The following is a 25,975-nucleotide window of genomic DNA, read 5'->3' as shown; positions in this document are numbered from 1 at the left end:
ATGTCGATTGCCTGGGCACTATTCATACCTTCCTGTTTCGCATTGAACATGGCGCCTGGGCCGAACAATCTGCTGTCCGTCAATAATGCTGCCCGCTTCGGCTTTGCAGCGGCCTGTATCGGCACCTTGGGCCGACTGATTGCCTTTGCCGGCATGATCGCGCTGGCGGGCTCAGGCCTGGCGCTCGTATTGTTGACGTCGGCCTGGCTCTTTACTGCGATCAAGCTTGTAGGTGCGGTGTACCTCATCTGGACTGCCATCCGCTTATGGACTGCCAACACCTCGACGGACGCTCCATCTCCTGACGAAGTCATCAAGGCAGACCTCTGGAAGTTGATGCGTCAGGAGTTTCTGATCGCTGCAGGCAACCCCAAAGCTATTTTGCTGTTTACCGCGTTTCTTCCGCAGTTTGTAGTGGTGGGTGAGCCGCTTGGGCAGCAGTTTACTCAATTGGGCGCAGCGTTTCTGATCATGGAATGCTTCGCCATCGCAATTTACGCCTTCGCCGGAGCACGTCTCGGCCGCCTGTTGGCTGGTGAGCGTGCCAAGCGTCTGTTCAACCGTGGTTGTGCCGCCCTTCTGGGTAGTGCCGGTGTGGGATTACTTCTCAGCCGGCGTCCGGCCTGACCTTATTTGTTTAGAAGGAAAGTTTCATGTCTCAGAATGTGTTCAGCCTGGCCTTTGGTGTCGGCACGCAAAATCGCGACGGCGCCTGGCTCGAAGTCTTCTATGCCCAGCCCCTGCTGAACCCCTCGGCAGAACTGATTGCGGCCATCACGCCGGTTCTCAATTATGCAGGCGGGAACCAAACCATCGCCTTTACGCCGTCTCAGGCGCGCGCTCTGGCCGATGCCTTGCGTGGCGTAGAGAACGCTCAGACTCAGATGGCGCTGCTAACCCGTCTGGCTGAAAGCGCCAAGCCGCTGGTTGCCACGATTCTGGCGGAAGACGCTGCGCCCTCCTCAACGCCTGAGGCGTACCTGAAGCTGCATTTGCTGTCGCATCGTCTGGTCAAGCCGCACGGCGTCAACCTGAGCGGCATCTTTGCCCTGCTGCCGAATGTTGCCTGGACCAATCAGGGTGCCATCGACCTGGCAGAACTGCCTTCCGAGCAACTGGAAGCCCGTCTGCGCGGCAAATTGCTGGAAGTGTTCTCCGTCGATAAATTCCCGAAGATGACCGACTATGTCGTTCCCAGTGGCGTGCGCATCGCCGATACCGCCCGTGTTCGTCTGGGCGCTTATATCGGTGAAGGCACAACCGTCATGCATGAGGGCTTCGTAAACTTCAATGCCGGTACGGCGGGCCCGAATATGGTCGAAGGCCGCGTCTCGGCGGGTGTATTCGTCGGCAAGGGTTCGGATCTGGGCGGCGGCTGCTCCACCATGGGCACTTTGTCTGGCGGTGGCAATATTGTGATCAGCGTTGGCGAGGGCTGCCTGATCGGTGCCAACGCGGGCATCGGCATTCCGCTGGGTGATCGCTGCACAGTGGAGTCCGGCCTGTATGTAACAGCGGGCACCAAGGTGATTGTGCTGGATGATCAGAACCAGCAGGTACAGGTGGTCAAGGCGCGCGATCTGGCAGGCCAGAATGATCTTCTGTTCCGCCGCAACTCCCAGACCGGCGCGGTCGAGTGCAAAACCAACAAGAGTGCAATCGAGCTGAACGAGGCCCTGCACGCGCATAACTGAGTCATGGAACCCGGTACCTTGGTACCGGGTCCAGACCTGTAAGTAGGCCGCCCGCCGGCTCACGGCCGGGCGGCTTTTTTTCATCCGTTTCCAAAAGTTGAAGCCATGACATTGCCCTCCCCCTGGCGCACCGACTTTCCGGCCCTTGCTGCCTTTGAAGAAGACGGCATCACCTATCTGGACACTGCGGCCACAGCGCAAAAGCCCAAGGCTGTACTGGATGCGCTCACAGCGTACTATGCCCGCGGCGCCGCCAATGTTCATCGCGCTCAGCACCGCCCTGGCGAGCGCGCCACCCAGGCCTATGAGTCCGTACGCGACAAGGTGGCCCGCTGGCTAGGCGCTTCCAGTTCTAGAGAGGTCGTGTTTACTCGCGGCACGACGGAAGGGCTCAACCTGATAGCCTACGGGCTTGAGCATCACTTCAAGCCCGGCGATGAAATTGTGGTCAGTGCCCTGGAGCATCATGCCAACCTTCTGCCCTGGCAGCAGTTGGCTCGGCGCCAGGGGATAGGGTTGATCGTATTGCCGCTTACAGACTCGGGCCATATCGACCTCAATCGAGCCAGTGAACTGATCGGCCCACGCACGCGTCTGGTTGCCATCAGCCAGCTGTCGAACGTATTGGGAACCTGGCAGCCGCTGGCCGAGCTCTCCCGTCTGGCCCACAATCAAGGCGCCTGGTTCGTTGTGGATGGCGCTCAAGGTGTGGTTCATGGCCGCCACAGTCCCAAGGACCTGGGCGCGGATTTCTATGTATTTTCCGGCCATAAGCTCTACGCACCAGAGGCCATAGGGGTACTCTGGGGACATGCCGAGGCCCTGGCAGCTCTTGCGCCCTGGCAGTTTGGTGGCGAAATGGTGCGTAACGCCGATTATGAACACGCTGAGTTTCATTCTGCTCCCATGGGGCTGGAGGCGGGGACACCGCCTGTTGGTGCAGCCATTGGCTTGGGGGCAGCATTGGATTGGCTCAGCGCACAAGACGAGTCATCCATTTTTGGTCATGAGCAGGCGTTGTGCGTGAAGCTACAGGCCGGACTGGCGGCTCGCGAGGGCGTTCGTGTATTGGGCGAGCCGCAGATTGCCCTGGCCAGCGTAGTGGTTGATGACATACATGTGGCTGATCTTTCCCATATGTTGGGCGAGCAAGGCATTGCCGTACGGGCGGGCAATCATTGCGCCATGCCGCTGTTCAAGCGCCTGGGCGAGGCAGGCTCGCTGCGGATTTCGCTTGGTCTGTATAGTGACTCAACGGATCTGGAGCGCTTCTTCATGGCGCTGGATAATGCCTTGGAGCTACTACGATGACAGGTTTGACGACTGAGGCGCAGGCTGCGCTGGATGCCTTCTCTTCCGCCAACGGGTGGGAAGCTCGTTCACGCCTCTTGCTGCAGTGGGCGACACGCTTGCCCGATGTTGAAACCCGACGAGACGAAGATCGGGTCTATGGCTGTGAAAGTCAGGTCTGGGTCACTCACAAGCAGGATGGAGAGCAGCATTTCTTTCGAGCGGGCAGCGATTCTCGCATTCTCCGTGGCCTGCTAGCTGTACTCTTGGTCCGAGCCAATGGACTGACCCAGGAAGAACTGGCCGTGCTGGATATTCATGACTGGCTGGGCCAACTAGGGCTGGAGCGGCAACTCTCCGCCTCTCGTGGCAATGGCCTACGTGCGGTAGTCGAACGCATGCGAACGCTGGCTGAAGCCTAGCCGAACCCCACTCCCCTCCGCGCAGTCCGAAGAAGAGACGAGTTGAGGAGTTCTCTATGGCTGCGCAGATCCGTATCGGTATTTCCGGCTGGCGCTACGTGCCTTGGCGGGGTGTTTTCTATCCTGAAGGGCTGACTCAAAACAAGGAGCTGCGCTTTGCCTCACGGGCGCTGTCTACAATCGAGATCAATGGCTCCTTCTATTCGCTTCAGCGCCCTCAGAGCTACGCCAGCTGGTATGCAGAAACCGGTGAAAACTTTCTTTTCAGCGTCAAAGGTCCGCGCTACATCACGCATATCCTGCGCCTAAAAGATATCGAAAAAGCGATGGCCAATTTTCTGGCCTCCGGCATCTTTGAGCTCAAGGAGAAACTGGGACCTATCCTCTGGCAGTTTCCAGCTAATTTGAAGTTCGAGCCTGAGCGGTTTGAGGCATTTCTAAAGCTCCTGCCTCAGGACACCCAGACCGCCCAGGCGCTCGCCCTGCATTGTGAGGCGCGCATGGAGGGCCGCTGCAGCCTGAGTATCGATGCCAATCGCCCCTTGCGCCATGCCGTCGAGATCCGGCATGAGAGCTTTATCGACCCCGCTTTTGTCGAACTACTACGGCGCTATAACGTGGCGCTGGTAATTGCCGACACAGCGGGCAAGTGGCTGTACCGGGAGGATGTCACGGCAGACTTTCTTTATATACGCCTGCACGGTCACGAGCAGCTCTATTCAAGCCGCTACTCGGATGAAGCGCTGCACTATTGGACGTCTCGCATTCAGGCTTGGGCGCAAGGTGGAGAGCCGGACGATGCCCAGCTGATTGACCAGGCACATCGATTGCCCACACAGGAGAGCCGAGACATCTATTGCTATTTTGATAATGATGCCAATGTCCACGCGCCGTTCGATGCCGACCGGCTCACAGTGGCGCTAGGCCTGAAGGAAAGCCTGGGCAAATGGGATCTAAGCCTGATTGGCGAGGAGGCCAAGCCGAAGCGAAAGAAAAAGGCCAATGCGCCTTAGGATTTACTCCGACGCGCCCGGAAGAAGTCGGTCAGCAAGGCGCCACACTCTTCAGCCAGAAGGCCGCCCTCAACGATAACGCGATGGTTCAGGAAATCCTGCTTGAAGAACTGCCCACGGCTTTCTACCGCACCGGCACGCGGCTCACGTGCACCATACACCAGACGCTGGATACGGGCGTGCACCAGAAGCCCTGAACACATGCTGCACGGCTCAAGGGTTACATACAAGGTAGTGTCCGGCAGACGATAGTTTTCCAGCGCCAAGGCCGCTGCACGAATGGCCTGCATTTCTGCATGGGCGCTGGGGTCATGGCCGGTAATAGGCTGATTGAAGCCGCGTCCGATGATCCGTCCGTCATGAACCAGTACCGCACCGACAGGCACCTCACCCAGGGATGCGCCTTCAGCTGCCAGCGCCAGCGCCTCTCGCATGAAAAGCTCATCCTGACTACGGTCGATAATGGGAGGGAAACGGCGCATACGATTCATGACAAGCTCAAATGTCAGCTGACCTCAATGGTCCCCATGAGGCCGGTTTCCATGTGGTCGATCACATGGCAGTGAAGCATCCATTGTCCCGGATTATCGGCCACCAGCGCTACCCGAGCTGTCTCGTTCTTGCCGAGCAGGTAGGTGTCGGTATAGTACGGCGTCACGGGATGCCGGTCCGAGCTCAAGACCTTGAAGGTCAGCCCATGCAGATGCACAGGATGGAAATACTGGGCCATGTTACGAAACTCAAGGATATAACTCTGCCCAAGCTTGAGCTTCGCCAACGCTGGATGCGGGTCCCCTTCCTTGTGCTCGCCACCGGCCTGGCCGTTGATCTGCCAGTACATCGCCTTGCCGCAGTACGCCGGGTCGCTGGCCAGAGTCGCTACCCATTCGAAGCGAAAGCTTACAGTTTCCGCGCGTTCAAGGTCCGGCTCGCTGACAGGGTTTGGCGGCAAGGGCCGCGGCCATTCTCCAGGCTGGGCGCCCTGATCGGTAGACCCCAGGGTGGCCAATCGCAGCGGGCCGTTACGCAGGGACACCTCTGTCCCGGCTGCCGGTACCCTATATGCCAGATCGATACGCATACCAGGGCCTAGCAGGTACTCATCGCCAAACGCCCGAGGCTCGATAGGATGGCCGTCCAGCGCGTAAATACGCGCCTCGACATCCGTCAGGTTCAATCGGTAGGTTGCCGTGTTATCCACATTCAGAATGCGCAAACGCACCACTGCACCCGCGGGCAGATCAATAGTGGGAACGTGCTTTCCGTTTACTGTGGTCAGCCGACCCAGCGTGCCTACGCGAGCCGCCTCTCGAGGAATGCTGAACGCTGTAAAGACTCCCTGATCATCCACATGCCAGTTCTTCAGGCACAACGTCATGTCGTGCGCAAAGCCGGTCGGCTCACGTTCTTCGACAATGAGCGGTCCTTCCAAGCCTCGCCCTAGTTGCTCACTACTGGCGACATGCGGGTGATACCAATAGGTTCCGGCGTCCGGCGTCTTGAACTGGTAAACGAAACTCTCGCCCGGTAGCACCGGTGCCTGCGAGATATACGGTACGCCATCCATCTCGATGGGCAGACGAATGCCATGCCAGTGAATCGTGGTGGGCTGATCGAGATGATTAGTGAAGCGGACACGCAACCATTCGCCTTGCCGCGCCCGAATTTCCTTGCCTGGAAATTGGCCGCCATAGGCCAGCGCAGGCGTAATATGCCCTGGCACCAACTCGACATCCAGCGGCGCCGCGATCAGCTCGTAGTCATACGCTTTGGCCACTTGTGGCCGCCCCAGCCACCAGCGAGCGCCGCCAGCGCCTACCCCTACCACAGCCAGACCGGTCAAACCGCCGAGCACCTGGCGCCGCGTGAAAGACATGAAATGCAGTCCCTCGGGAAATTGGAGGAGCGCACAATACACCCGATTTCACTCAAAGATAAGAAGCACTCTCAATTAAGTAAGCGGAGACGTACGCTTTCAGACTGATGGGAATGAGCGACCTAGGCCCTGGGATCAAGCCGTGTCGTTTCGCGGTGAACGATTTCAAATCCCAGGTCTACATGACGCTCTGGCCTGTCCTGCCCCGCCAGATGAGCGACAAGCAGCTCTGCGGCTTCACAACCGATGCGATAGCGTGGTGTTGCCACAGTCGTGAGCGGCGGAGACGTCCAGGCCGACCCGTTTAGGTCATGGAAGCCCATGATGGCCATGCGGTCGGGAACGGCAATACCCAGGCGGCCGCATTTGAAAACAGCGCCCTGCGCCAAGTCATCATTGCAAAAGAACAGCGCCTCACAATCGGGATGTGCACGGTGCATCCGCTCAAACAGCTCTGCCCCCAGCGCCAGGGAAGAGTTGCTGGTCACAAACAGCTCCCGCTGTGGATCATACAACCCGGCTTCCTCAAGCGCCTGGCGGCACCCATCTCGACGCCGCAGCGTGCGTGGATCGCCCTGCGCGCCAATGATGCCGATACGTCGATAGCCGCACTCGATCAGATGACGGGCCGCGGCATACCCAGCGGCAAACTGGGAAAACCCTACGCTCCAACAATCGTCCCGCGTCAGGGTTTCGATGGTATGCACCGTTGGAATCTGCTGTTGTTCCAGCAATGCCCATAGCCCGGGCGTATGGTCGATACCCGTCAGGATCACACCATCCGGGGAATGCTGCAGATAGGTACGCAGCAGGTGTTCCTCCTGTTCGAGCGAATAGCCGGTTATGCCGATGAGCAGGTTATAACCATGCCGGTCGAGCCGCTCCTTGATGCCGACCAGGATGTCGACGAACACGCTATTGGTAAGCGAGGGGATCAACACGACAATATTCTGGGAACGTGCCGACGCCAGGGCCATAGCGGCTTGGTTGGGGACGTAGCTCAGCTGGCTGCATGCTTCGAGGATCTTGTCACGCACCGGCACGGCGACCTTTTCCGGCGTCTTGAGCGCTCGGGAAACCGTAATCGAACTCACGCCGACGTGTTCCGCTATGTCCTGCATCGTGACTCTTCTACGAGCCGGTTTCCGGTTTCTCATCATCCATACCGTTATAAGCACAGCTGATTTTAGCGTCAAAAGAGGTCTTTACAAACAAAATGTAGGCGCTAACATCGAAATGTAGGCGCCAACATTCGCTTGATAAAAACAATAGTGGTGAACGCATCATGTCCTTGCCCCTCACACGTTCTTTTCCAGCACAGCGTCTGATACCTGTCATCGCTTCGGAGCGCTCGCTGCGCCCCTTCACCTCTGATCTGAAGAACAACAAAGCATGAGTGAATCCACACAACGCCGACTACGCAGCCAGCAATGGTTTGATGATCCTGCCCATGCCGACATGACCGCGCTTTATGTAGAGCGCTATATGAACTACGGACTGACCCGTGATGAATTGCAATCGGGTCGACCTATTATCGGGATCGCCCAGACAGGTAGTGACCTGGCCCCCTGCAACCGCCACCATTTGGAACTTGCCCAACGCGTCAAGGCCGGCATTCGCGACGCAGGCGGAATCCCCATGGAGTTTCCGGTGCACCCGCTCGCTGAGCAGAGCCGGCGGCCTACCGCTGCGCTGGATCGAAACCTGGCTTATCTCGGGCTTGTGGAGATTCTGCACGGCTATCCGCTCGATGGCGTGGTGTTGACTACAGGCTGCGACAAAACCACCCCGGCCTGCCTGATGGCAGCCGCCACGACAGATCTTCCTGCCATCGTGCTTTCCGGCGGCCCCATGCTGGACGGCTGGCATAACGGCAAGCGTATCGGCTCCGGAACCGTGCTTTGGCATGCACGCAACCTGTTGTCTGCCGGGACGATCGACTACGAAGGCTTCATGGAAATGACCACGGCGGCCTCCCCGTCCATCGGCCACTGCAACACCATGGGCACAGCCCTCTCCATGAACTCACTGGCCGAGGCGCTCGGCATGTCGCTGCCTGGGTGCGCCAGTATTCCGGCTGCCTACCGCGAGCGTGGCCAGATGGCCTACGTCACAGGCAAGCGCATTGTCGACCTGGTGAAAGAAGAAATTCATCCCTCGCAGATCATGACGCGAGAGGCATTCGAAAATGCCATCGTGCTGGCTTCGGCCCTAGGGGCTTCCAGCAACTGCCCTCCACATCTGATCGCGATTGCCCGCCATATGGGTATTGATCTGAGCCTGGAAGATTGGCAGCGCCTGGGCGAGGACGTCCCGCTGCTGGTCAATTGCATGCCGGCGGGTGAATACCTGGGTGAAAGCTTTCACCGCGCGGGCGGTGTACCGGCCGTGCTTCACGAACTCGATAAGGCCGGTTTGATCCATCGGCACTGCAACACCGTCTCCGGCAAAACCATTGGCGAGATCATCACGCAGCATCAGACGCTGGATAACGATGTGATTCGCCCCTGTGAATCGCCCCTCAAGCATCGCGCCGGGTTTATCGTCCTGAGCGGCAATTTTTTCGATAGCGCCATCATGAAGGTCTCGGTTATTGGTGAAGCGTTCCGTCAGACCTATCTGGCCGAGCCAGGCAAGGAGAACACCTTCGAGACGCGTGCGATTGTCTTCGAGGGGCCTGAGGATTATCACGCCCGTATCAACGATCCCAGCCTAGAAATCGATGAGCACTGCATCCTGGTCATTCGCGGTTGCGGCACAGTGGGATACCCCGGCAGCGCCGAGGTGGTCAACATGGCGCCACCTTCAGAACTGATCCGTCGAGGCATAGATTCACTACCCTGTATGGGTGACGGACGCCAGAGCGGCACCTCAGCCAGCCCGTCTATTCTCAACATGTCACCCGAAGCAGCTATAGGCGGCGGACTTGCCCTGCTCAGAACAGGGGACCGTCTGAGGGTCGACCTTAATGCACGACGGGTCGAACTGCTGATCGATGAGGATGAACTGGAGCGTCGGCGCGGTGAGGCCTTGCCCAGCATTCCGACCTCTCAGACCCCCTGGCAGGAGCTCTACCGCAAACTGGTCGGGCAGTTATCGACTGGCGGCTGCCTGGAGCCAGCCACCCTGTATATGCGAGTGATCACCGAAAACGGTGCCCCTCGCCACTCCCATTGAGCAAGGAGAACCGCATGTCTTCCTACACGCCTTCACATCCCCTGACGGCGGCCTATCAAGCGCCTGACGACATGGCCGCTGGTACTTGGGTCGGCCGTGTCTGGCTACCCGGCTCCACCGCCGGCCCTGCCGTGGTGCTCGTCAAAGAGCAGGCGGTGTATGACATCAGCACCTCTGTTTCGACCGTATCCGCGCTGATGGAACTGGACAACCCTGCTGCCTATCTTCGTGAGCTGCCGTTGCCAGCTCCCCTGATAGACCTGCCAGGTCTGCTCGCCAATAGCGACAGCCGCGGGCGTGATGAGAGCAAGCCCTGGCTTCTCGCACCGATCGATTTACAGGCTATCAAGGCAGCCGGTGTCACCTTCGCGGCCAGCCTGCTGGAGCGCGTCGTCGAAGAACAGGCCAAGGGCGATCCGGGCAAGGCGGCTGACATCCGCGCCTCATTGACTGAGCGCATCGGCGTTGATCTATCCGACATCGTGCCAGGATCAGATCAGGCAGAAGCGCTACGAAAGGTACTCATCGAGCAGGGCCTATGGTCTCAATATCTGGAAGTAGGTATAGGGCCGGACGCCGAAGTGTTTACCAAGGCCCAGCCTCTTTCAGCGGTAGGTTACGGCTCGGACATTGGTATTCACCCCAAATCCACCTGGAACAACCCAGAGCCTGAGATTGTGCTGGTGGTCTCCAGTACGGGCAAAGTCCAGGGCGCGACCTTGGGCAATGATGTAAACCTCAGGGATTTTGAAGGTCGTAGCGCTCTGCTGCTGTCCAAAGCCAAGGACAATAATGCTTCAACAGCCATCGGCCCCTTCATTCGTCTTTTCGATGAAAGTTACGGCATCGACGATGTGCGCTCGGCAGAGGTTGACTTGCGCATTCACGGCGAAGACGGCTATCTGTTGGAAGGCCACAGCTCCATGCGCCAGATCAGCCGAGACCCACTCGATCTGGTCGCGCAGACGCTTAATGCCAACCACCAGTACCCGGATGGGTTTGTCCTATTTCTCGGTACCCTATTCGCTCCACGCCAGGATCGCGATCAACCCGGCGGTGGCTTCACTCACAAGCTGGGCGATGTGGTCACGATCAGCACATCGCGTTTGGGCACGCTGAGCAACCGGGTCACCACCAGCGACCAAGCCGCCCCGTGGTCCTTCGGCATTCGCTCACTGATGGACAATCTTCAGCGCCGCGGCCTGCCTTTGAGCGTTGTTCCTCTGCAGTGACCCATCAGCCGTCCTGTATTTACCTGAACTGTTCAGCCTGACTACTCCAGGCTGAACCTGCCTCACTACTCAGCACAGTTTTTGATCCGCAAGGAGGCGGATCGTTGTACTCCAGGGAATCGCTAACAAATACAAAAACCGGCTGCCTCCACAGCCTAGGAGACAACATGAACCGTGCCAAATCCTCTGGATTCTTGGTATTCGTCACTATTGCCGCAGCATTCGGCGGCTTGCTGTTCGGCTACGACACTGCCGTGATTTCCGGTGCTGTAGAACCGATACGGATGCACTTTATTGACCCGTTGTTTCAAGACCCGATGCAGGCCAGTCGGGTCGTCATTGAGTTCAAGAACACGCTTCTGCTCAGTACCCTGCTTGTGCTTGCCTTAAGTATCTATTACTTCATGCGGCTTTACGGACGCATGCGTGGGTTAGTGTTTGCTGCGATTGTTTCCGCTATTACGGGCTGGCTGTTCTACAGGCAAGTTTTCATTCTTCCTGATGAAATCACGCCTAATCTCGCCAACTCTATTACTGGATTTACCATTGCATCAGCCCTGCTAGGCTGCGTAATCGGGGGCTTTTTTGCGGGCTATATCAGCCAGCGTCTAGGCCGTCGCAACGGGCTGATCCTAGCCGCCTTGCTTTTTATCGTCTCGGCTATCGGCTCCGCATTGCCTGAAGTCGTCAACGTATTTGGTATTGAGCACATCAGCGCCTTTAACCTATATAGGATCATAGGCGGAATGGGGGTTGGTATTGCCTCTATGCTTTCGCCTATGTACATCGCTGAAATTGCTCCCAGCCACATGCGTGGTCGCCTGGTGTCGTGCAACCAGTTCTGCATCATTTTTGGCATGTTATTGGTGTATTTCGTCAATTACTTCATTGCCCGCGGCCAAACTACGGAATGGCTGAGCCAATACGGCTGGCGATGGATGCTGGGCTCAGAGATCGTACCGGCTTTCGCCTTTATGGCGCTTCTTCTCAAGACGCCTGAAACACCCCGTTATCTCGTCATGAAAGGCCAACCGGGCCGTGCCATGGAGGTACTTGAACAAATCAACGGCTCTGCCGCAGCACAAACCATTCTTAATGAGATTCGTCTGTCCTTCCAGCAGAGCCACCGTGAAGCGCCCTGGCTCTCTTATGGCGGCGCCCTCATCCTGATTGCCATGCTGCTGTCCATCTTCCAACAGTTTGTGGGCATCAATGTGGTGCTGTACTACGCGCCGGAAATCTTCAAGAACATGGGTAGCCAAGCAGACGTCTCGTTGATCCAGACCATCATTGTTGGCGCAGTCAATCTGATCTTCACGGTTGTTGCCATCGTTTTAGTAGATCGTGTTGGGCGTAAACCCCTGATGATCATCGGCGCGCTTGGAATGGCCGTTAGCATGCTGGGGCTGGGTACAGCGTTCTACCTGCAAAGCCTAGGCATTACTGCCCTGTTGATGATGCTGGTGTACGTAGCCGCCTTTGCAGTTTCCTGGGGGCCTGTGGTGTGGGTTCTGCTTTCAGAGATCTTTCCTAACAGCATTCGAGGCGCCCTTTCCATTGCTGTCGCTACTCAATGGTTAGCCAATCTCCTGGTGTCCTGGACGTTCCCCATGATGAACAGCAATGCCTGGTTGACCGACCTTTTCAACCACGGCTTCGCCTATTGGGTATATGGCGTTATGGGCCTGCTGGCCGCTGTATTTGTCTGGCGTTGGGTCCCAGAGACAAAAAACAAAACCCTGGAAGAAATGAATGCTGCCTGGTCACCTCGGACGCCTTCAGCATCCGACCTGGTCGCCGAGCGCGCCTAATTCTTGTCCATACAGAGAAATCTAAATGAATCAAGCAACTGCACAGTACCCTAGCCTCAAGGACCGCACCGTTTTCATTACGGGTGGTGGCAGCGGCATCGGTGGTGCCCTGACTCGCGCCTTTCATACACAAGGCGCACACGTCGCCTTTATCGATATCGATGAGCAGGCCAGTCAGCGCCTGATAACTGAGCTGGAGACCGAAACCGGCCAAGCCCCCTGGTTTCGCCGCTGTGATATCCGAGACATCGATAGTCTTCAGGAAGCCATAAGGGACGCAGGACAAGCGTTGGGGCCTATCCGTGTCTTGGTTAACAACGCTGCCAATGATGATCGTCACGATTGGCGCCAAGTGGATACCCAATACTGGGACGACCGCATGGCCATCAACCTTCGCCCCCTGTTTTTTGCTATTCAGGCCGCTGCGCCACAGATGATCCAGGCTGGCGGCGGATCGATCATCAACTTTGGCTCCATCAGCGTCCAGCTTGCGCTTGGCGGGCTGGCAGCCTATGTCAGTGCCAAAGCAGCGGTACACGGACTGACACGAACCTTTGCACGGGATCTGGGTGTCGATGCCATTCGTGTCAATACGGTTGTGCCAGGCTGCATCATGACCGAGCGTCAGCTGGAGAAATGGATCACGCCGGAAGACGAAGCCCGTATTCAGGAACACCAGTGCCTCAAACTGCGCCTGCTTCCTGAGCACGTTGCCCCTACTGTGCTGTTCCTAGCGGCGGATGACAGTGCCCAACTGACAGGGCACGAGTTTCCTGTCGACGGTGGCTGGGGCTAAAACGGATCGGCTAAAAGCACAAAGGCCGCCTAGAAAGGCGGCCTTTGTGCTTAATGCGTCAGATCATTCCCACTCGATCGTTGCCGGCGGCTTGCTCGACACGTCGTAGGTCACACGGGAAATGCCGTCGATCTCGTTGATGATGCGATTGGAAACCTTTTCCAAAAGCTCATAAGGCAGGTGTGCCCAACGCGCGGTCATGAAGTCGATCGTTTCCACAGCACGCAGGGCCACGACCCAGGCGTAACGGCGGCCATCGCCAACCACACCAACGGACTTGACCGGTTGGAACACTACGAAAGCCTGGCTGACCTTGTGATACCAATCAGCCTTGCGCAGTTCGGTGATGAAAATGTCATCCGCGCGACGCAGCAGGTCGGCGTATTCCTTTTTCACTTCACCCAGGATACGCACGCCCAGACCCGGACCCGGGAAAGGATGGCGGTACACCATGTCATAGGGCAGACCCAGCTCCAGACCAATCTTGCGGACCTCATCCTTGAACAGCTCACGCAGCGGCTCGACGAGCTTCAGGTTCATCTCTTCCGGCAGGCCACCCACGTTGTGGTGGGACTTGATCACGTGCGCCTTGCCCGTCTTGGCCCCAGCAGACTCGATCACGTCCGGATAGATAGTGCCCTGTGCCAGAAACTTGATGTTTGGCAGCTTGCTGGCTTCTGCATCGAACACGTCGATAAAGGTGCGGCCAATGATCTTGCGCTTCTTTTCTGGGTCGGCTTCGCCCTCCAGATTGGTCAGGAAGCGGTGCTCGGCATCGGCACGAATGACCTTCACGCCCATGTTCTCGGCAAACATGGCCATGACCTGATCGCCCTCGTGCAGGCGCAGCAGGCCGTTATCGACGAAGACACAGGTCAGCTGATCACCGATGGCCTTGTGCAACAACGCAGCGACCACGGAAGAGTCCACACCACCGGACAGCCCGAGCAGCACGTTGGCGCTACCAACCTGGGCACGAACCTGGGCAATGGCGTCTTCAACGATATTGGAAGGTGTCCACAGTGCCTTGCACTGGCAGATATCCAACAGGAAGCGCGACAGGATACGGCCGCCCTGCTTGGTATGAGTCACTTCCGGATGGAACTGCACGCCATACCAGCCGCGTTTTTCGTCACCCATGGCTGCAATGGCGCAGCTTGGAGTGCTGGCAACGATATGGAAACCTTCCGGCAGGTTGGATACCTTGTCGCCATGGCTCATCCAGACATCCAGACCGAGGACGCCATCGTCGTCGATATGGTCTTCGATACCGTCAAGCAAGCGGCTCTTGCCGACCACATCGACTTTGGCATAACCAAACTCGCGAACGTTGGAGCCTTCGACTCTGCCGCCCAGCTGCTCGGCCATGGTTTGCATGCCATAGCAAATGCCTAGCAGCGGAACGCCCAGCTCGAATACGGCCTTGGGTGCGCGAGGGCTGTTGGCTTCATGTACCGATTCCGGTCCGCCGGCAAGGATGATACCGCGAGGGGCAAAGGCACGGATGTCGGCGTCATCCATGTCGAAGGGATGGAGTTCGCAGTAAACACCGAGCTCACGCACACGGCGTGCGATCAACTGGGTGTACTGGGAACCGAAGTCGAGAATCAGAATACGGTGAGCGTGGATGTCTTGGGACATGGCCATTTCTCATGAGCGGTAAGAACAGACGATTCGGGGCCGTCTAAGACAGCCCCGAATCTCAACATAAAACACCCAGCGAACCTATCGTCGCGGCAATCAGCCTACGCGGTAGTTGGGCGCTTCTTTCGTAATTTGCACATCGTGTACATGGGACTCCGCCATGCCGGCACCGGTGATGCGAACGAATTGAGGCTTGGTACGCATCTCCTCGATCGTGGCGCAGCCGGTGTAACCCATGGAGGCACGCAGGCCACCCATCAATTGGTGAATGATAGCGGCTAACGGGCCTTTGTACGGTACGCGACCTTCAATGCCTTCCGGTACCAGCTTTTCAGCACCGGACGCGGAGTCCTGGAAATAACGGTCGCTGGAGCCCTGGCTCTGCGACATCGCACCCAGCGAGCCCATGCCACGGTAGGATTTATAGGAGCGACCCTGGAACAGCTCGACCTCGCCCGGTGCTTCTTCGGTACCGGCAAACATGGAACCCATCATCACACAGTAACCGCCCGCCACGATGGCCTTGGACAGGTCACCGGAGAAACGGATGCCACCGTCAGCGATCAATGGAACACCTGTACCTTCCAGCGCAGCAGCAACGTTGGCGATGGCGGAGATCTGCGGAACACCCACACCGGCCACGATACGCGTGGTGCAGATGGAGCCCGGGCCGATACCGACCTTGACGGCATCGGCGCCTGCATCAGCCAGTGCCTTGGCCGCTTCGCCGGTCGCGATGTTGCCACCGATAACTTGGACCTGCGGATAGGTTTCCTTGACCCAGCGTACACGCTCGATCACACCCTTAGAGTGACCGTGAGCGGTATCGACCACGATGACGTCAACACCGGCAGCAACCAGCGCAGCCACACGCTCAGGCGTCTCGGCGCCGGTACCGACGGCAGCGCCGACACGCAGGCTGCCCGCTTCGTCCTTGCTGGCGTTCGGATAGGCCTTGGCTTTTTCGATGTCCTTGACGGTCATCATGCCTTTCAGATTGAAGGCCTCATCGACGATCAGGACCTTTTCCAGACGGTGCTTGTGCAAAAGCTCGCGCACTTCCTGCTTGTTGGCACCTTCGCGAACGGTAACGAGACGCTCCTTGGGCGTCATTACATCGCGCACCGGAATATCGAGGCGGTTTTCGAAGCGCACATCACGGGAGGTGACGATACCGACCAGATCACCGTTGGCCAGGACCGGTACGCCCGAGATGTTGTGCTGACGCGTCAGGTCGAACAGATCGCGGACGGTTGCGCTGGCATCGATCGTGATCGGGTCTTTTACAACACCGGCCTCAAAGCGCTTGACCTTGCGAACTTCAGCAGCCTGCTGCTCAATCGTCATATTCTTGTGGATGATTCCGATACCGCCTTCCTGGGCCATGGCAATGGCGAGGCGGGACTCGGTTACGGTATCCATCGCAGCGGATACCAGGGGAATGTTCAACTCGATACCGCGCGTGAGGCGGGTCTTCAGACTGACGTCTTTTGGCAAGACATCGGAATAACCGGGAATCAGGAGAACGTCGTCGAAAGTCAGGGCTTCTTGGCTGATGCGCAGCATGGCAGGGGCTCCCGGGCGGGAAAAATAAGAAGCGCGACATTATACCTGTCCTGGAGGAAAGCCTCAACGTAGGCATGAAAGTTGCCGCTCCGTTTACATGGGAAACAATATCAAATTAGAATAATTATCATTACCAAATCATGAGCACCTATCTTGAGAGCCTCGCCACGCCCCTTCGGCCATGTCCGGCAAATACCTTTTCTTCTTTCCCTGCTTGCCGGTTGCATCGCTGCGTACACCCTACCCGCCCAGGCGGAAGACCGCGTCGACCTGTCTACCATGGAAATTCAGGCAGATATGCCTCAGGTAGAAGACGGGTATACAGCCGTACAGGCAGGTACAGCCAGCAAGAGTGATGTGCCAGTCAAGGAGGAAGCACAGTCTATTGAGGTCGTAACGCCTGAAATCATTCAGGACTACGACGTTCAGTCGCTGGATGATGCAATGAAGTTTGTCAGCGGCGTCAGCCAGGGCAATACCTTGGGGAACACCAAGGATTCATTGGTCAAGCGGGGATTTGGTACGAATGCCGACGGTTCGATCTTTCGCGATGGCGTACGCTCGAACCTGTCCCGCAACTTTGGTCCTACCAGTGAGCGGGTCGAAGTTCTCAAGGGCCCGGCTTCTCTGCTTTACGGAGCACTTGAGCCGGGTGGATTGATCAACGTAGTCAGCAAACAGCCTCAGTATGTGCAGAGCACTACCTTTGGCGGCTCGGCCTTCAGCGAAGGGGGCGGTAGTCTGAATATCGACACTACCGGGCCTGTGGGCGATACCGGTTTTGCATATCGCCTGATCGCCGAGCGGCAAAGCGAGGACTACTGGCGCAACTATGGTGTCAATCAGCACACCCTCATCGCTCCTTCGCTGAGTTGGACCGGCGAACGCGCCAGCGTGACGCTGGCCTATGAATACAACGACTATACGAGCCCGTTTGACCGCGGCACGGTGTTTGTTGATGGCCATCCGGCCAGTGTCAGCTACGACAAGCGCCTGGATGAGAAATGGGCCAACACAACCGGCATCAGCGAGACTGCAACGGCTCGATTCGAGTATCAGCTTAGCGACGAGTGGAAGACGCGTCTGACCTACGGTTGGAATAACGACCGCTATAGCCTCGCCATCGCTCAGCCGGTCTCGGTTACGCCCAGTGGCGAACTTCTTCGAACAGCCAATGGCGGTCATTATGATTACGAGACCACCTACACCAGCTGGGACTTTATTGGGAAACAGGATTTCCTGGGCCAGCGCCATGATTTATTGATCGGTATCGATCATGAAATGAATGATCAGTACAGGGGCAAGACCTACCGCAATAGCACTGGCTCCCGCCGTAACATCAATATCTATTCACCCACCTATGGCAAGCTTGCCGAGCCCAGTCAGATCAGTCCTACACAAAGCAATGCACGCAATGAGCTTGAGTCCACTTCGCTTTATTTCAAAGATAACTGGCATCTGGATGATCGCTGGATTCTGGTCTTGGGAGGTCGCTATCAGCAATTCGAGCAATATGCTGCCCAAGGGTTGGGAGCAAACCGAAAGCCTAGTCTGGATAGAGACGATCAGGTAGTTATCCCGTTTGTTGGTCTAGTTTTTCAGGCAACCGACGCCCTGTCGCTCTACGGAAACTACAGCCGCTCCTTTGCTCCCAACACCACCGTGGACGATCTCAATCAGACATTTGATCCGGAAAAAGGACGCAGCTATGAACTGGGTGTCAAATACACTCTGGCGCCAGGCCTGAATCTGAACGCAGCCGTATTCGATATCGAAAAAGACAATGTAGTGAGCACCCGCACGGTCAACGGAAACTCCATAGGCAGCGCGGGCAAAGTGAGCGCTCGTGGGCTGGAACTGGACATCACCGGGCGGCTGTCCGAGCGTTGGAACGTCATCGGCACCTATGCCTATACCCGCACGCGCATTCTGGAAAATAACAGCAATCCCACCTGGGAAGGCAACCGCCTCAATCAGGCACCTAAACATACGGCCGGCCTGTACCTCACCCATCATTTGCAGGTGCCGTCCAACCTGGGTGACTGGCATACCGGTGCAGGTGCGCGCTATGTAGGGGAACGTGCAGGTGACGACGAGAATAGCTTTTATATGAGCAGCTATACCGTCGCTGACGCCTTCCTGCGCTGGGACTTGCCTGTGCATGGCTATAAAGCCAAGCTGCAACTCAACGTCGACAACCTGTTTGACAAGCATTACTACCCCTCCAGCACCGGTAGCGCATTGCAGGTCAATGTGGGCGAGCCTCGTACGGCGCGCCTGAGTGCCAGCGTGACCTTCTGAGGGCATCAGATTATCCGTCTGGGCACCCTGCCCAGACGGCCCATCCCACCTAGGCGGCTCTCTGTTCTTATGCTCAACTGTCGGCACAAGAACACAACGGAGCGCCGCCATGCACATCGTCATCCCGGACGACTATCAACACGTTGTCGAAACCCTGGACTGCTTTACCCTGCTCGAACGTGCCGGGCATACCGTCACGGTCTATCATGATGCCGAGCGTGACCCAGCCGTTCTGATCGAGCGCTTTCGAGAAGCCGATGCGCTGGTGCTGACCCGCGAGCGAACACATGTCGACGAGGCGCTGCTGTCCCATCTACCCCGCCTCAAGCTGATCAGCCAGACCGGCAAGGCGACCGGTCATCTGGATGTCGCAGCCTGTACTCATCGCGGAATTGCGGTGGTGGAAGGCACCGGCTCGCCCATCGCCGCTGCCGAACTGACCTGGGCGCTGATTCTCATGGCGCGGCGCAAGCTCAAACCAGCCATCGATACCTTTTATGCCGGTGGCTGGCAAGTCAATCTGGGCGAACGCCTGAACGGCCAAATTTTGGGTATTTGGGGCTACGGCAAGATTGGCAAGCTGCTCGCCCGATATGGTCAGGCCTTTGGCATGCCTGTTCTGGTATGGGGCAGCGAGGCTTCGCGACGGGCCGCGGTGGCGGACGGTTATCGCGCCGCCGACAGCCAGGAGGCCTTCTTCGCCGAGTCGGATGTGCTAAGCCTGAACCTAAGGTTTTCAGACAAGACCCGCCATATCGTCCGTCGTGAGGACTTGGCGTTGATGAAGAAGTCAGCCCTTTTGGTGAATGCTGCCCGTGCAGGTCTGATCGAGCCGGGCGCACTGCTTGAAGCTGTCGAGGCAGGTCGCCCAGGTTATGCTGCGGTAGACGTATATGAAGAGGAGCCCGTACCGGTCGGCCATCCCCTCCTTTCCCACCCCAACATTCTGTGCACGCCTCATCTGGGTTACGTAGAGAAACACAGCTACGAACTCTACTTTGGCGAAGCGTTTGCCAATCTGATCGCCTTCTTTGCGGGCGAGCCGGAAAATGTCGCGAACCCAGACGTGCTGGGTCGCTAGCATCCAGCCGACGGCGGGCTTATGATGCCCGCCATGCTTAACGATCCTTTTCAACGTCTCGGCCTCGACCGTGAGGTCCTAACCGTCAGCCAGCTCAACGGCCGCGCCCGTGTTCTGCTGGAAGACGTCTTTTCTCAGGTCTGGGTGGAAGGCGAGATATCCAATCTTGCCCGCCCCGCCTCCGGCCATATCTACTTTACCTTGAAGGATAAGGACGCCCAGGTACGGTGCGCCCTCTTCCGGCAGAACGCCGTGCGTGTCAGAAACCTGCTCAAGGATGGCATGGCAGTAAAGGTTCGCGGCAAGGTCTCGCTGTTTGAAGGTCGTGGTGATTATCAGCTGATTCTGGAAACCCTGGAGCCAGCAGGTGACGGGCTCTTGCGACAGGCATTCGAAGCCCTGAAGCAGAAACTGCTGGACGAAGGCTTGTTCGCGCAAGAGCGAAAGAAACCGCTGCCGGGCCATCCATGCCGTATCGGAATCGTGACCTCACCGACCGGGGCGGTCATTCGGGATATCGTCAGTGTCTTCAAGCGTCGTGCACCTCAGGTCAAGTTGGCCCTGATTCCAACGGCCGTGCAAGGACGTGAGGCAACGGCCCAGATCGTACGTGCGCTACAAACGGCAGATGCACAAGGCTTCGATGCGATCATCCTGGCCCGTGGCGGGGGCTCTCTTGAAGACCTTTGGTGCTTCAATGAAGAACTGGTAGCCCGAGCCATCGCTGCCCTGCAGACGCCCATCGTCAGCGCAGTCGGGCATGAGACGGATGTGTCGATTGCCGACTTCGTGGCCGACGTACGCGCCCCTACCCCCTCAGCTGCAGCCGAACTATTGGCCCCTCACAGCGGGGACCTTAAAAACCGCCTGGACGCGCTGTATCGGCGCCTGGTTGTCCGCATGGGTGAGCGGCTCAGCCGTGAGCAGCTGCGCCTGGAAAACATGACGCGTCGGCTCAAGCATCCGGGCGAGCGGCTGCGCCAGCAAGCACAGCGTATCGATGATCTCGACATGCGCCTGCGCCGCGCCTTTGTCATCGACATGAACCGGCGGCGGGACCGCCTTGCCCATGTCGAGACGCGACTGGCCGGCCAGCATCCGGGCCGTCAACTTGCTTTGCTACGTCAGCGGCTGGATCAACTGGCCCAGCAGCTTCCGCGCTGCATGGAACGTCAGCTCAAGGAGCGTCGTCAGCACCTGGCCGCCCAGGTTCAAACGCTCCATATCGTCAGCCCGCTTGCCACTCTGGGTCGTGGTTACAGCATTCTGCTCGACGAACGCGGCCACGCCATCCGATCCGCCGATCAAACGCGTAATGGCCAGCGCCTCAAAGCCCGCCTGGCTGAAGGCGAGCTGGATGTTCGGGTGGAAGACAATCATCGGGAACCAACGACGCTCTCCCTGCTGGACTGACCATTAGCAGGCGCGACTGAAAAACGTTTTTACCTGAACACGTGCGCTCAGCTCGTCGACATAGCGGCGCACCGAGTCAGGCCACTCTAGCCCAGCCGTGACGCTCAGGCCTCGCAGAATTGGAAACAGGTTGAAGTCATCCAGCAGGAGTTGCGGACGTACCGGGTCAAGGCCGTACATCTCAACTAATAGCGTCAAGCGGTGGTTGATGTCTTCAATGGCCTGCTGGCTGTTTGACAGGGCCGCATTGAAATCTCCGATGATCTGGCTTTTCTTCTCGACAAACAGCGCGTGAGCCTCACGCGAGCCCATCTCCTTGAGGCCGATCTGTGCCCAGCGCGGATAGCCCAGCTGCTGAAACGACGGCAGGGCAGATTCAATCCAGGCGGTTACAGCTTGTGAATGGGCCTGTTCGATCATTGGTCTGTCATCGAGATGATCAAGATAGTGAACAATCGCCAGACTTTCCGTCATGGCGGTCCCGTCGTCCTTTACCAGGATCGGGACAGTCTTCTTGCCTACCAAACGCTCAGGGGTGGCTGCATCGTCATACAACAGCACCTGAAGCGTTGCATCGAGTTGCTTGAGGCCCAGCGCCATACGCGCCTTGGTACTGAAGGGACAGTGTTCGTAGTAGTAGAGCTTCATGAGGCTTCTCCTTGATGTCCTCATGCAGTGACCGGTGTGAACTCGCCCGGGTTCAGCCATGAGCGATTTGCCAGAAGCCAAGACATGAACGAGGATGACTGGATCACATCGCCTTGATTGTTTTCCTATGCCTCGCTTTTTTCTGCTACTGATTACCTTGTGTTTTACCTTTTGCGCCCATGCTGAAGGCTTCATCACCCGTCTGCTGGATAAACCTGTTCCAGGGGGTGTAGCGGTTGTTCCATTGGGCAACGGCCCGACGGCTCCCAAAGCGACCTATCAAGGGAAGCCGGTCATGGTGGTCCATGAAGAGGGCCAGCGCTGGATCGCTATCGTCGGTATTCCACTCACGATCAAACCCGGTCAGCAGACATTGACGGTCAATGGTAGCCGCACGGAAACCTTTGCCGTGCGCAGTCGCCACTATAAGGAACAGCACATCACGCTGAAAAATGATCGGCAGGTAAACCCCAATCCGGCGGATCTCAAGCGAATCGAGCGTGAGCTGGCTGAGCAGACCAAGGCCTATCAGATCTTCTCCCCCGGTACGCCCAGTAACCTGCTGCTGGACCGCCCCGTCGATGGACGCCTTTCCAGCCCGTTCGGCTTGCGGCGCTTTTTCAATGGCCAGGAGCGCAATCCACATTCAGGCCTCGATTTTGCCGTTCCAGCCGGTACACCGATCAAGGCGCCAGCCGCAGGCAAGGTCATTCTGATTGGCGATTATTTCTTTAATGGCCGTACGGTATTTGTCGACCACGGACAGGGCTTTATCAGCATGTTCTGCCATATGTCCAAAGTAAATGTAAAGCTGGGGCAGGAAGTGCCCAGAGGTGGCGTGGTAGGCTTCGTGGGGTCGACGGGTAGAGCCACCGGGCCGCATATGCACTGGAATGTCAGCCTGAACGATGCACGGGTCGATCCCGCCATCTTCATCAACGCTTATACACCCTGACGGGGTCAATGAAAGCCCGTAAGCCCGCAAGGCTTACGGGTATAACAATCCTACCGCTTGCAAAGCGCCTCGCAGGGCACCCCGTCGTGATTTCCATCGATCTGAGTGTTGCCACATTGCTGCAGTTGAAATTTCGCCTCGGCGCAGCTGGACATGGCATTACAGCGTTTGAGCGTCGAGCAGTTGAACTCGCCGCCTTCCTCGCTTGCCGACTTGACCGGCGGCGTGTAGGTGGCTGATCCCTGCCGCTTATCCTGACGCTTATCACGGTCGGCCTTGCGCCACTCCCACGGTGGCATGCGTTCCGACTCCGGTAGCGCCCAAAGACCGCGCTTGGCCGCCTTGGCTTCGGCCTCAAGATCCAGCAGCGACTTGTCTTTCAAATACTGCCGGTACACCCAGGCCGAGCCGGACTTGACCTGCTCGGCATTCACATCTGTCCTGTCCTGGTAAACGCGCGCCACCTTGCGGCCGTAGCGGTCGGTATCCTGTACCTCAAGCCGCACATCCTTGCCAAAAACCATGCTGGAGAGGGACTGCTGCGCACGAGTCCCATAGGGCTGCTTGGACTCAGGCGTATCGATCTCGGCCAATCGAACCTTGAGCTGTTTTTTCTGTGGCGTCAGGCAGGTTAGCGTATCGCCATCGTGCACACCTACCACACGGCAGTTGATGGTCTCGGCCTGGGCCAGCAACGGAAACAGGAAAAAAGCGGCAAACGGAATCAGACGCCTCACGCGAAAACTCCTTGGGAGAAAATGGGCAGAGCTGCTGTTCAAAGTACCACTCCTGCGGTGCAGCGATCAGCGGTCCAGGGGAATCAGCTTGTACAGCTCACCAATGGTACACCGCTCCGCATCACCGGCTGGCGCATTGGAAATGATCAGATCTCCAGGCCGCAAGCCGGCCGCTCTTGAGCTGTAGCCGATACGGTTACCTGCCTGCAGGTTGCCGCAAGGCTGCGCAAACTCAACCAGATAGGCCCGCCCCAGGCCAGTTCCCAGCGCAATGTGGCTGCGATCCAGATAATTCCATCCAGACAAGTCGAACCCAAGGATTGTACGGATTGGCTCGCCTTGGCTATAGCCCAGTCGCCTGAGTTTGCCGTCCAGCGTGGTCGGCGGTCCGAACGGTGTCGCACAGGCTGCCAGCAGTGAAATCAGCCCCAGCAGTCCCAGCGTTCTAAACACACGCATTCAAGAATCCTTAACCTGTTGTCTCTATCGTGGCGCTTTGAGTGCATGCGCCTTTGCCATGGCGGCACCCTATCGAATGTACTGTCTCAGAGGGTTAGGAAAGCGTGGCGCCTTATAGTTTCAATCCAGGCCTAATCGCGTCCGTTCAATGTTTCACTGACTTCGATCAGGCGTGAAAGACCTGCCTTCAGAGCCGCCACCGTGTCGGCGTCCAGAGGAAGCGTCTGTTTCATCGTACCGGGAATGCCACGTGCGGCCTCCTGCAGGGCTCGCCCATCCTGAGTCAGCGTTACCGCCACACAACGCTCGTCCTCAACTAGGCGAGACCGTTGGACCAGACCGGCAGCTTCGAGGCGCTTGACCAGCGGGGTAAGGGTTCCGGTATCCAGATGCAGGCGCCTGCCGATCTCAGTGACCTTGAGCCCGTCCCGCTCCCAGAGCACAAGCATGACCAAGTATTGCGGATACGTAAGGCCCAGCGGCTCAAGCAATGGCCGATAGGCGCGAACGGTGGCATTTGCCGCTGCGTAAAGCGGAAAACACAACTGTTCGTCGAGTGAAAGCTCGCACACGGAGCGATTTGGCGTCTCTTTTATCGAATCAGACATGACGACCTCGTCGAGACCAAAGCGAACATCCTGCGACGCCGAGCCTCTTGCTTGTTTACATTTCACGCAATTATATTGAACACAATATATCGGTAAGCCTCTAACTGCCAGATGCTACCTACTCTTGGAGAACATGCCCAATGGCTGATCTGTTTAGCGAACTGAAAATCAAAGACGTCACCCTGCGTAACCGTATTGCCGTCTCTCCCATGTGCCAGTACATGGCAAAAGACGGCATGCCCAACGAATGGCACTTCCAGAATTATGCCTCGCGTGCGGCAGGCGGTGCAGGTCTTGTTGTTGTAGAGGCGAGCGCCGTCTCCCCTGAAGGCCGTATTACCCCTGCTGACCTGGGGATCTGGAACGATGAGCAGGCCGAAGCCTACAAGCCTATCGTCAACTTCATCAAATCCACCGGTGCCGTAGCCGGTATCCAGATTGCTCACGCCGGCCGCAAAGCCAGCGCCAACCGTCCCTGGGAAGGCGATGATCACCTGCCGGAAGACCATCCGCTGGCCTGGGAAACCATTGGCCCCTCCGATAATGCCTTTGGTGCCCACCTGCCCCGTGCCCCCAAGCAGATGACGGTCGAGGATATCCATCGCGTTACAGCTGATTTCGTAGCCGCTGCCAAGCGCGCTCTTGCGGCGGGCTTTGAACTGCTTGAACTGCACTTCGCCCATGGTTACCTGGCGCAGAGCTTCTTCTCGCCGCTGGCCAACAAGCGTACCGATGAATACGGTGGCGACTTCGAAGGCCGTGCACGCTTCCTGCTGGAAACCTTCCATGCCGTACGCGAGGTATGGCCCCAGAACCTGCCGCTGATCGTACGCCTGGGCGTGACCGACTTCGTTGAAGGCGATCAGGGTATGGAAGAGTCCATCGAGCTGGTTCGCCGCTTCAAGGAAGGCGGTATGGACCTGATCGACGTCAGCATGGGCTTCAACACACCTGATGTGTCCAATGTTCCATGGGGCAAGCCAGGCTTCATGGGCGACAAGGCAAAGCAGATCACCGATGCGGTCGATGTGCTGACCTCCATCAGCTGGTCCATTCGCGAGCCCAAGGATGCCAATGAACTCATCGAAAGCGGCCAGACCGATCTGATCATGCTGGGCAAGGCTGTACTGGGTGATCCCTTCTGGCCTTACCATGCCGCTATCGAATTGGGTCGCGAGAACCCTCAGGATCTGCTGCCACCGCCCTATGCGGCCTGGCTGAAGCGTCGCTGAGTTTTCGCTGTCCAAAAAGG

General features: G+C 57.7%; 23 protein-coding genes. 14 read left to right on the top strand and 9 right to left on the bottom strand.

The genetic code is table 11. From position 1 onward, the window contains the following. From AC4LF3_RS05140 to AC4LF3_RS05120, 5 genes are all read left to right on the top strand, one after another. Entirely contained in the window at window positions 1-627 is a 627-nt protein-coding gene (locus tag AC4LF3_RS05140; protein WP_122043262.1) for a LysE family translocator, read from the top strand. 26 nt (window positions 628-653) lie between these two features. Next, a complete protein-coding gene (gene dapD, locus AC4LF3_RS05135; protein ID WP_434135793.1) occupies window positions 654-1,694 on the top strand; it encodes a 2,3,4,5-tetrahydropyridine-2,6-dicarboxylate N-succinyltransferase in 1,041 nt (346 codons plus the stop codon). Between the two features lie 105 nt (window positions 1,695-1,799). After that, window positions 1,800-3,005 (top strand): aminotransferase class V-fold PLP-dependent enzyme, encoded by a 1,206-nt coding sequence (locus AC4LF3_RS05130; RefSeq protein ID WP_491834891.1) that lies wholly within the window; start codon window positions 1,800-1,802, stop codon window positions 3,003-3,005. Further along, window positions 3,002-3,406, top strand: a complete 405-nt coding sequence (locus AC4LF3_RS05125) for a SufE family protein (protein WP_074828047.1) — start codon at window positions 3,002-3,004, stop codon at window positions 3,404-3,406. Before AC4LF3_RS05130 ends, AC4LF3_RS05125 begins: the two co-directional genes overlap by 4 nt. Before the next feature lie 56 nt (window positions 3,407-3,462). Then, entirely contained in the window at window positions 3,463-4,419 is a 957-nt protein-coding gene (locus tag AC4LF3_RS05120) for a DUF72 domain-containing protein (protein WP_010797364.1), read from the top strand. Here AC4LF3_RS05120 and tadA read toward each other — a convergent pair. The 3 genes from tadA to gntR form a co-directional block, all read right to left on the bottom strand. Beyond that, on the bottom strand, window positions 4,416-4,910 hold the full coding sequence (gene tadA / locus AC4LF3_RS05115) for a tRNA adenosine(34) deaminase TadA (RefSeq protein WP_010797363.1): 495 nt from the start codon (window positions 4,908-4,910) through the stop codon (window positions 4,416-4,418). The two genes, AC4LF3_RS05120 and tadA, sit on opposite strands and share 4 nt — an antisense overlap. 14 nt (window positions 4,911-4,924) lie before the next feature. Then, window positions 4,925-6,295 carry a multicopper oxidase family protein gene (locus AC4LF3_RS05110; RefSeq protein WP_491834890.1) on the bottom strand — a complete coding sequence of 457 codons (1,371 nt, stop codon included), beginning with the start codon at window positions 6,293-6,295 and terminating at the stop codon, window positions 4,925-4,927. A gap of 122 nt (window positions 6,296-6,417) precedes the next feature. Next, the gene (gene gntR / locus AC4LF3_RS05105; RefSeq protein ID WP_491834889.1) at window positions 6,418-7,452 is read right to left on the bottom strand and encodes an HTH-type transcriptional regulator GntR; all 1,035 of its coding nucleotides are present in this window, start codon (window positions 7,450-7,452) and stop codon (window positions 6,418-6,420) included. A gap of 235 nt (window positions 7,453-7,687) precedes the next feature. Between gntR and AC4LF3_RS05100 the strand changes: the two genes are divergently transcribed. From AC4LF3_RS05100 to AC4LF3_RS05085, 4 genes are all read left to right on the top strand, one after another. After that, complete coding sequence (locus AC4LF3_RS05100) at window positions 7,688-9,472, top strand: IlvD/Edd family dehydratase (RefSeq protein WP_491834888.1); 1,785 nt, start codon at window positions 7,688-7,690, stop codon at window positions 9,470-9,472. A 71-nt stretch (window positions 9,473-9,543) separates the two neighbouring features. Further along, window positions 9,544-10,704 carry a fumarylacetoacetate hydrolase family protein gene (locus AC4LF3_RS05095; protein ID WP_237719446.1) on the top strand — a complete coding sequence of 387 codons (1,161 nt, stop codon included), beginning with the start codon at window positions 9,544-9,546 and terminating at the stop codon, window positions 10,702-10,704. Between the two features lie 167 nt (window positions 10,705-10,871). Next, on the top strand, window positions 10,872-12,515 hold the full coding sequence (xylE, locus tag AC4LF3_RS05090) for a D-xylose transporter XylE (protein ID WP_491834887.1): 1,644 nt from the start codon (window positions 10,872-10,874) through the stop codon (window positions 12,513-12,515). Window positions 12,516-12,540: 25 nt separating this feature from the next. Continuing rightward, entirely contained in the window at window positions 12,541-13,311 is a 771-nt protein-coding gene (locus AC4LF3_RS05085; RefSeq protein ID WP_074828031.1) for an SDR family NAD(P)-dependent oxidoreductase, read from the top strand. 63 nt (window positions 13,312-13,374) lie between these two features. Here AC4LF3_RS05085 and guaA read toward each other — a convergent pair whose 3' ends face one another. Beyond that, the gene (gene guaA / locus AC4LF3_RS05080; protein ID WP_010797356.1) at window positions 13,375-14,952 is read right to left on the bottom strand and encodes a glutamine-hydrolyzing GMP synthase; all 1,578 of its coding nucleotides are present in this window, start codon (window positions 14,950-14,952) and stop codon (window positions 13,375-13,377) included. A gap of 99 nt (window positions 14,953-15,051) precedes the next feature. Beyond that, the gene (gene guaB, locus AC4LF3_RS05075) at window positions 15,052-16,521 is read right to left on the bottom strand and encodes an IMP dehydrogenase (protein WP_125889351.1); all 1,470 of its coding nucleotides are present in this window, start codon (window positions 16,519-16,521) and stop codon (window positions 15,052-15,054) included. Window positions 16,522-16,800: 279 nt separating this feature from the next. On the opposite strand from guaB, the gene AC4LF3_RS05070 reads away from it, so the two are divergent. The 3 genes from AC4LF3_RS05070 (at window position 16,801) to xseA (ending at window position 21,316) form a co-directional block, all read left to right on the top strand. Then, complete coding sequence (locus AC4LF3_RS05070) at window positions 16,801-18,822, top strand: TonB-dependent siderophore receptor (protein ID WP_491836247.1); 2,022 nt, start codon at window positions 16,801-16,803, stop codon at window positions 18,820-18,822. 109 nt (window positions 18,823-18,931) lie between these two features. Next, entirely contained in the window at window positions 18,932-19,903 is a 972-nt protein-coding gene (locus tag AC4LF3_RS05065; protein ID WP_491834886.1) for a D-2-hydroxyacid dehydrogenase family protein, read from the top strand. 33 nt (window positions 19,904-19,936) lie between these two features. Beyond that, complete coding sequence (gene xseA / locus AC4LF3_RS05060; protein ID WP_491834885.1) at window positions 19,937-21,316, top strand: exodeoxyribonuclease VII large subunit; 1,380 nt, start codon at window positions 19,937-19,939, stop codon at window positions 21,314-21,316. A 3-nt stretch (window positions 21,317-21,319) separates the two neighbouring features. Here the strand turns inward: xseA and grxB are convergent, their stop codons facing one another. After that, on the bottom strand, window positions 21,320-21,964 hold the full coding sequence (grxB, locus tag AC4LF3_RS05055) for a glutaredoxin 2 (protein WP_491834884.1): 645 nt from the start codon (window positions 21,962-21,964) through the stop codon (window positions 21,320-21,322). Window positions 21,965-22,091: 127 nt separating this feature from the next. On the opposite strand from grxB, the gene AC4LF3_RS05050 reads away from it, so the two are divergent. Further along, window positions 22,092-22,919 (top strand): peptidoglycan DD-metalloendopeptidase family protein, encoded by an 828-nt coding sequence (locus tag AC4LF3_RS05050; RefSeq protein WP_010797350.1) that lies wholly within the window; start codon window positions 22,092-22,094, stop codon window positions 22,917-22,919. A gap of 50 nt (window positions 22,920-22,969) precedes the next feature. Here the strand turns inward: AC4LF3_RS05050 and AC4LF3_RS05045 are convergent, their stop codons facing one another. The 3 genes from AC4LF3_RS05045 to AC4LF3_RS05035 all read right to left on the bottom strand — a co-directional run bounded on the left by AC4LF3_RS05045 (window position 22,970) and on the right by AC4LF3_RS05035 (window position 24,723). After that, window positions 22,970-23,656 (bottom strand): thermonuclease family protein, encoded by a 687-nt coding sequence (locus tag AC4LF3_RS05045; RefSeq protein ID WP_150347899.1) that lies wholly within the window; start codon window positions 23,654-23,656, stop codon window positions 22,970-22,972. Window positions 23,657-23,722: 66 nt separating this feature from the next. Next, window positions 23,723-24,115 (bottom strand): DUF6491 family protein, encoded by a 393-nt coding sequence (locus AC4LF3_RS05040; protein ID WP_019364410.1) that lies wholly within the window; start codon window positions 24,113-24,115, stop codon window positions 23,723-23,725. Between the two features lie 131 nt (window positions 24,116-24,246). Continuing rightward, window positions 24,247-24,723, bottom strand: a complete 477-nt coding sequence (locus AC4LF3_RS05035) for a MarR family winged helix-turn-helix transcriptional regulator (RefSeq protein ID WP_074828019.1) — start codon at window positions 24,721-24,723, stop codon at window positions 24,247-24,249. 140 nt (window positions 24,724-24,863) lie between these two features. On the opposite strand from AC4LF3_RS05035, the gene AC4LF3_RS05030 reads away from it, so the two are divergent. After that, window positions 24,864-25,955 carry an NADH:flavin oxidoreductase/NADH oxidase gene (locus AC4LF3_RS05030; RefSeq protein WP_074828015.1) on the top strand — a complete coding sequence of 364 codons (1,092 nt, stop codon included), beginning with the start codon at window positions 24,864-24,866 and terminating at the stop codon, window positions 25,953-25,955. Window positions 25,956-25,975: the final 20 nt, after the last annotated feature.

The organism is Pseudomonas sp. C2.3V, assembly GCF_058536325.1.
This window is presented reverse-complemented; position numbering and strand designations above follow the sequence as displayed.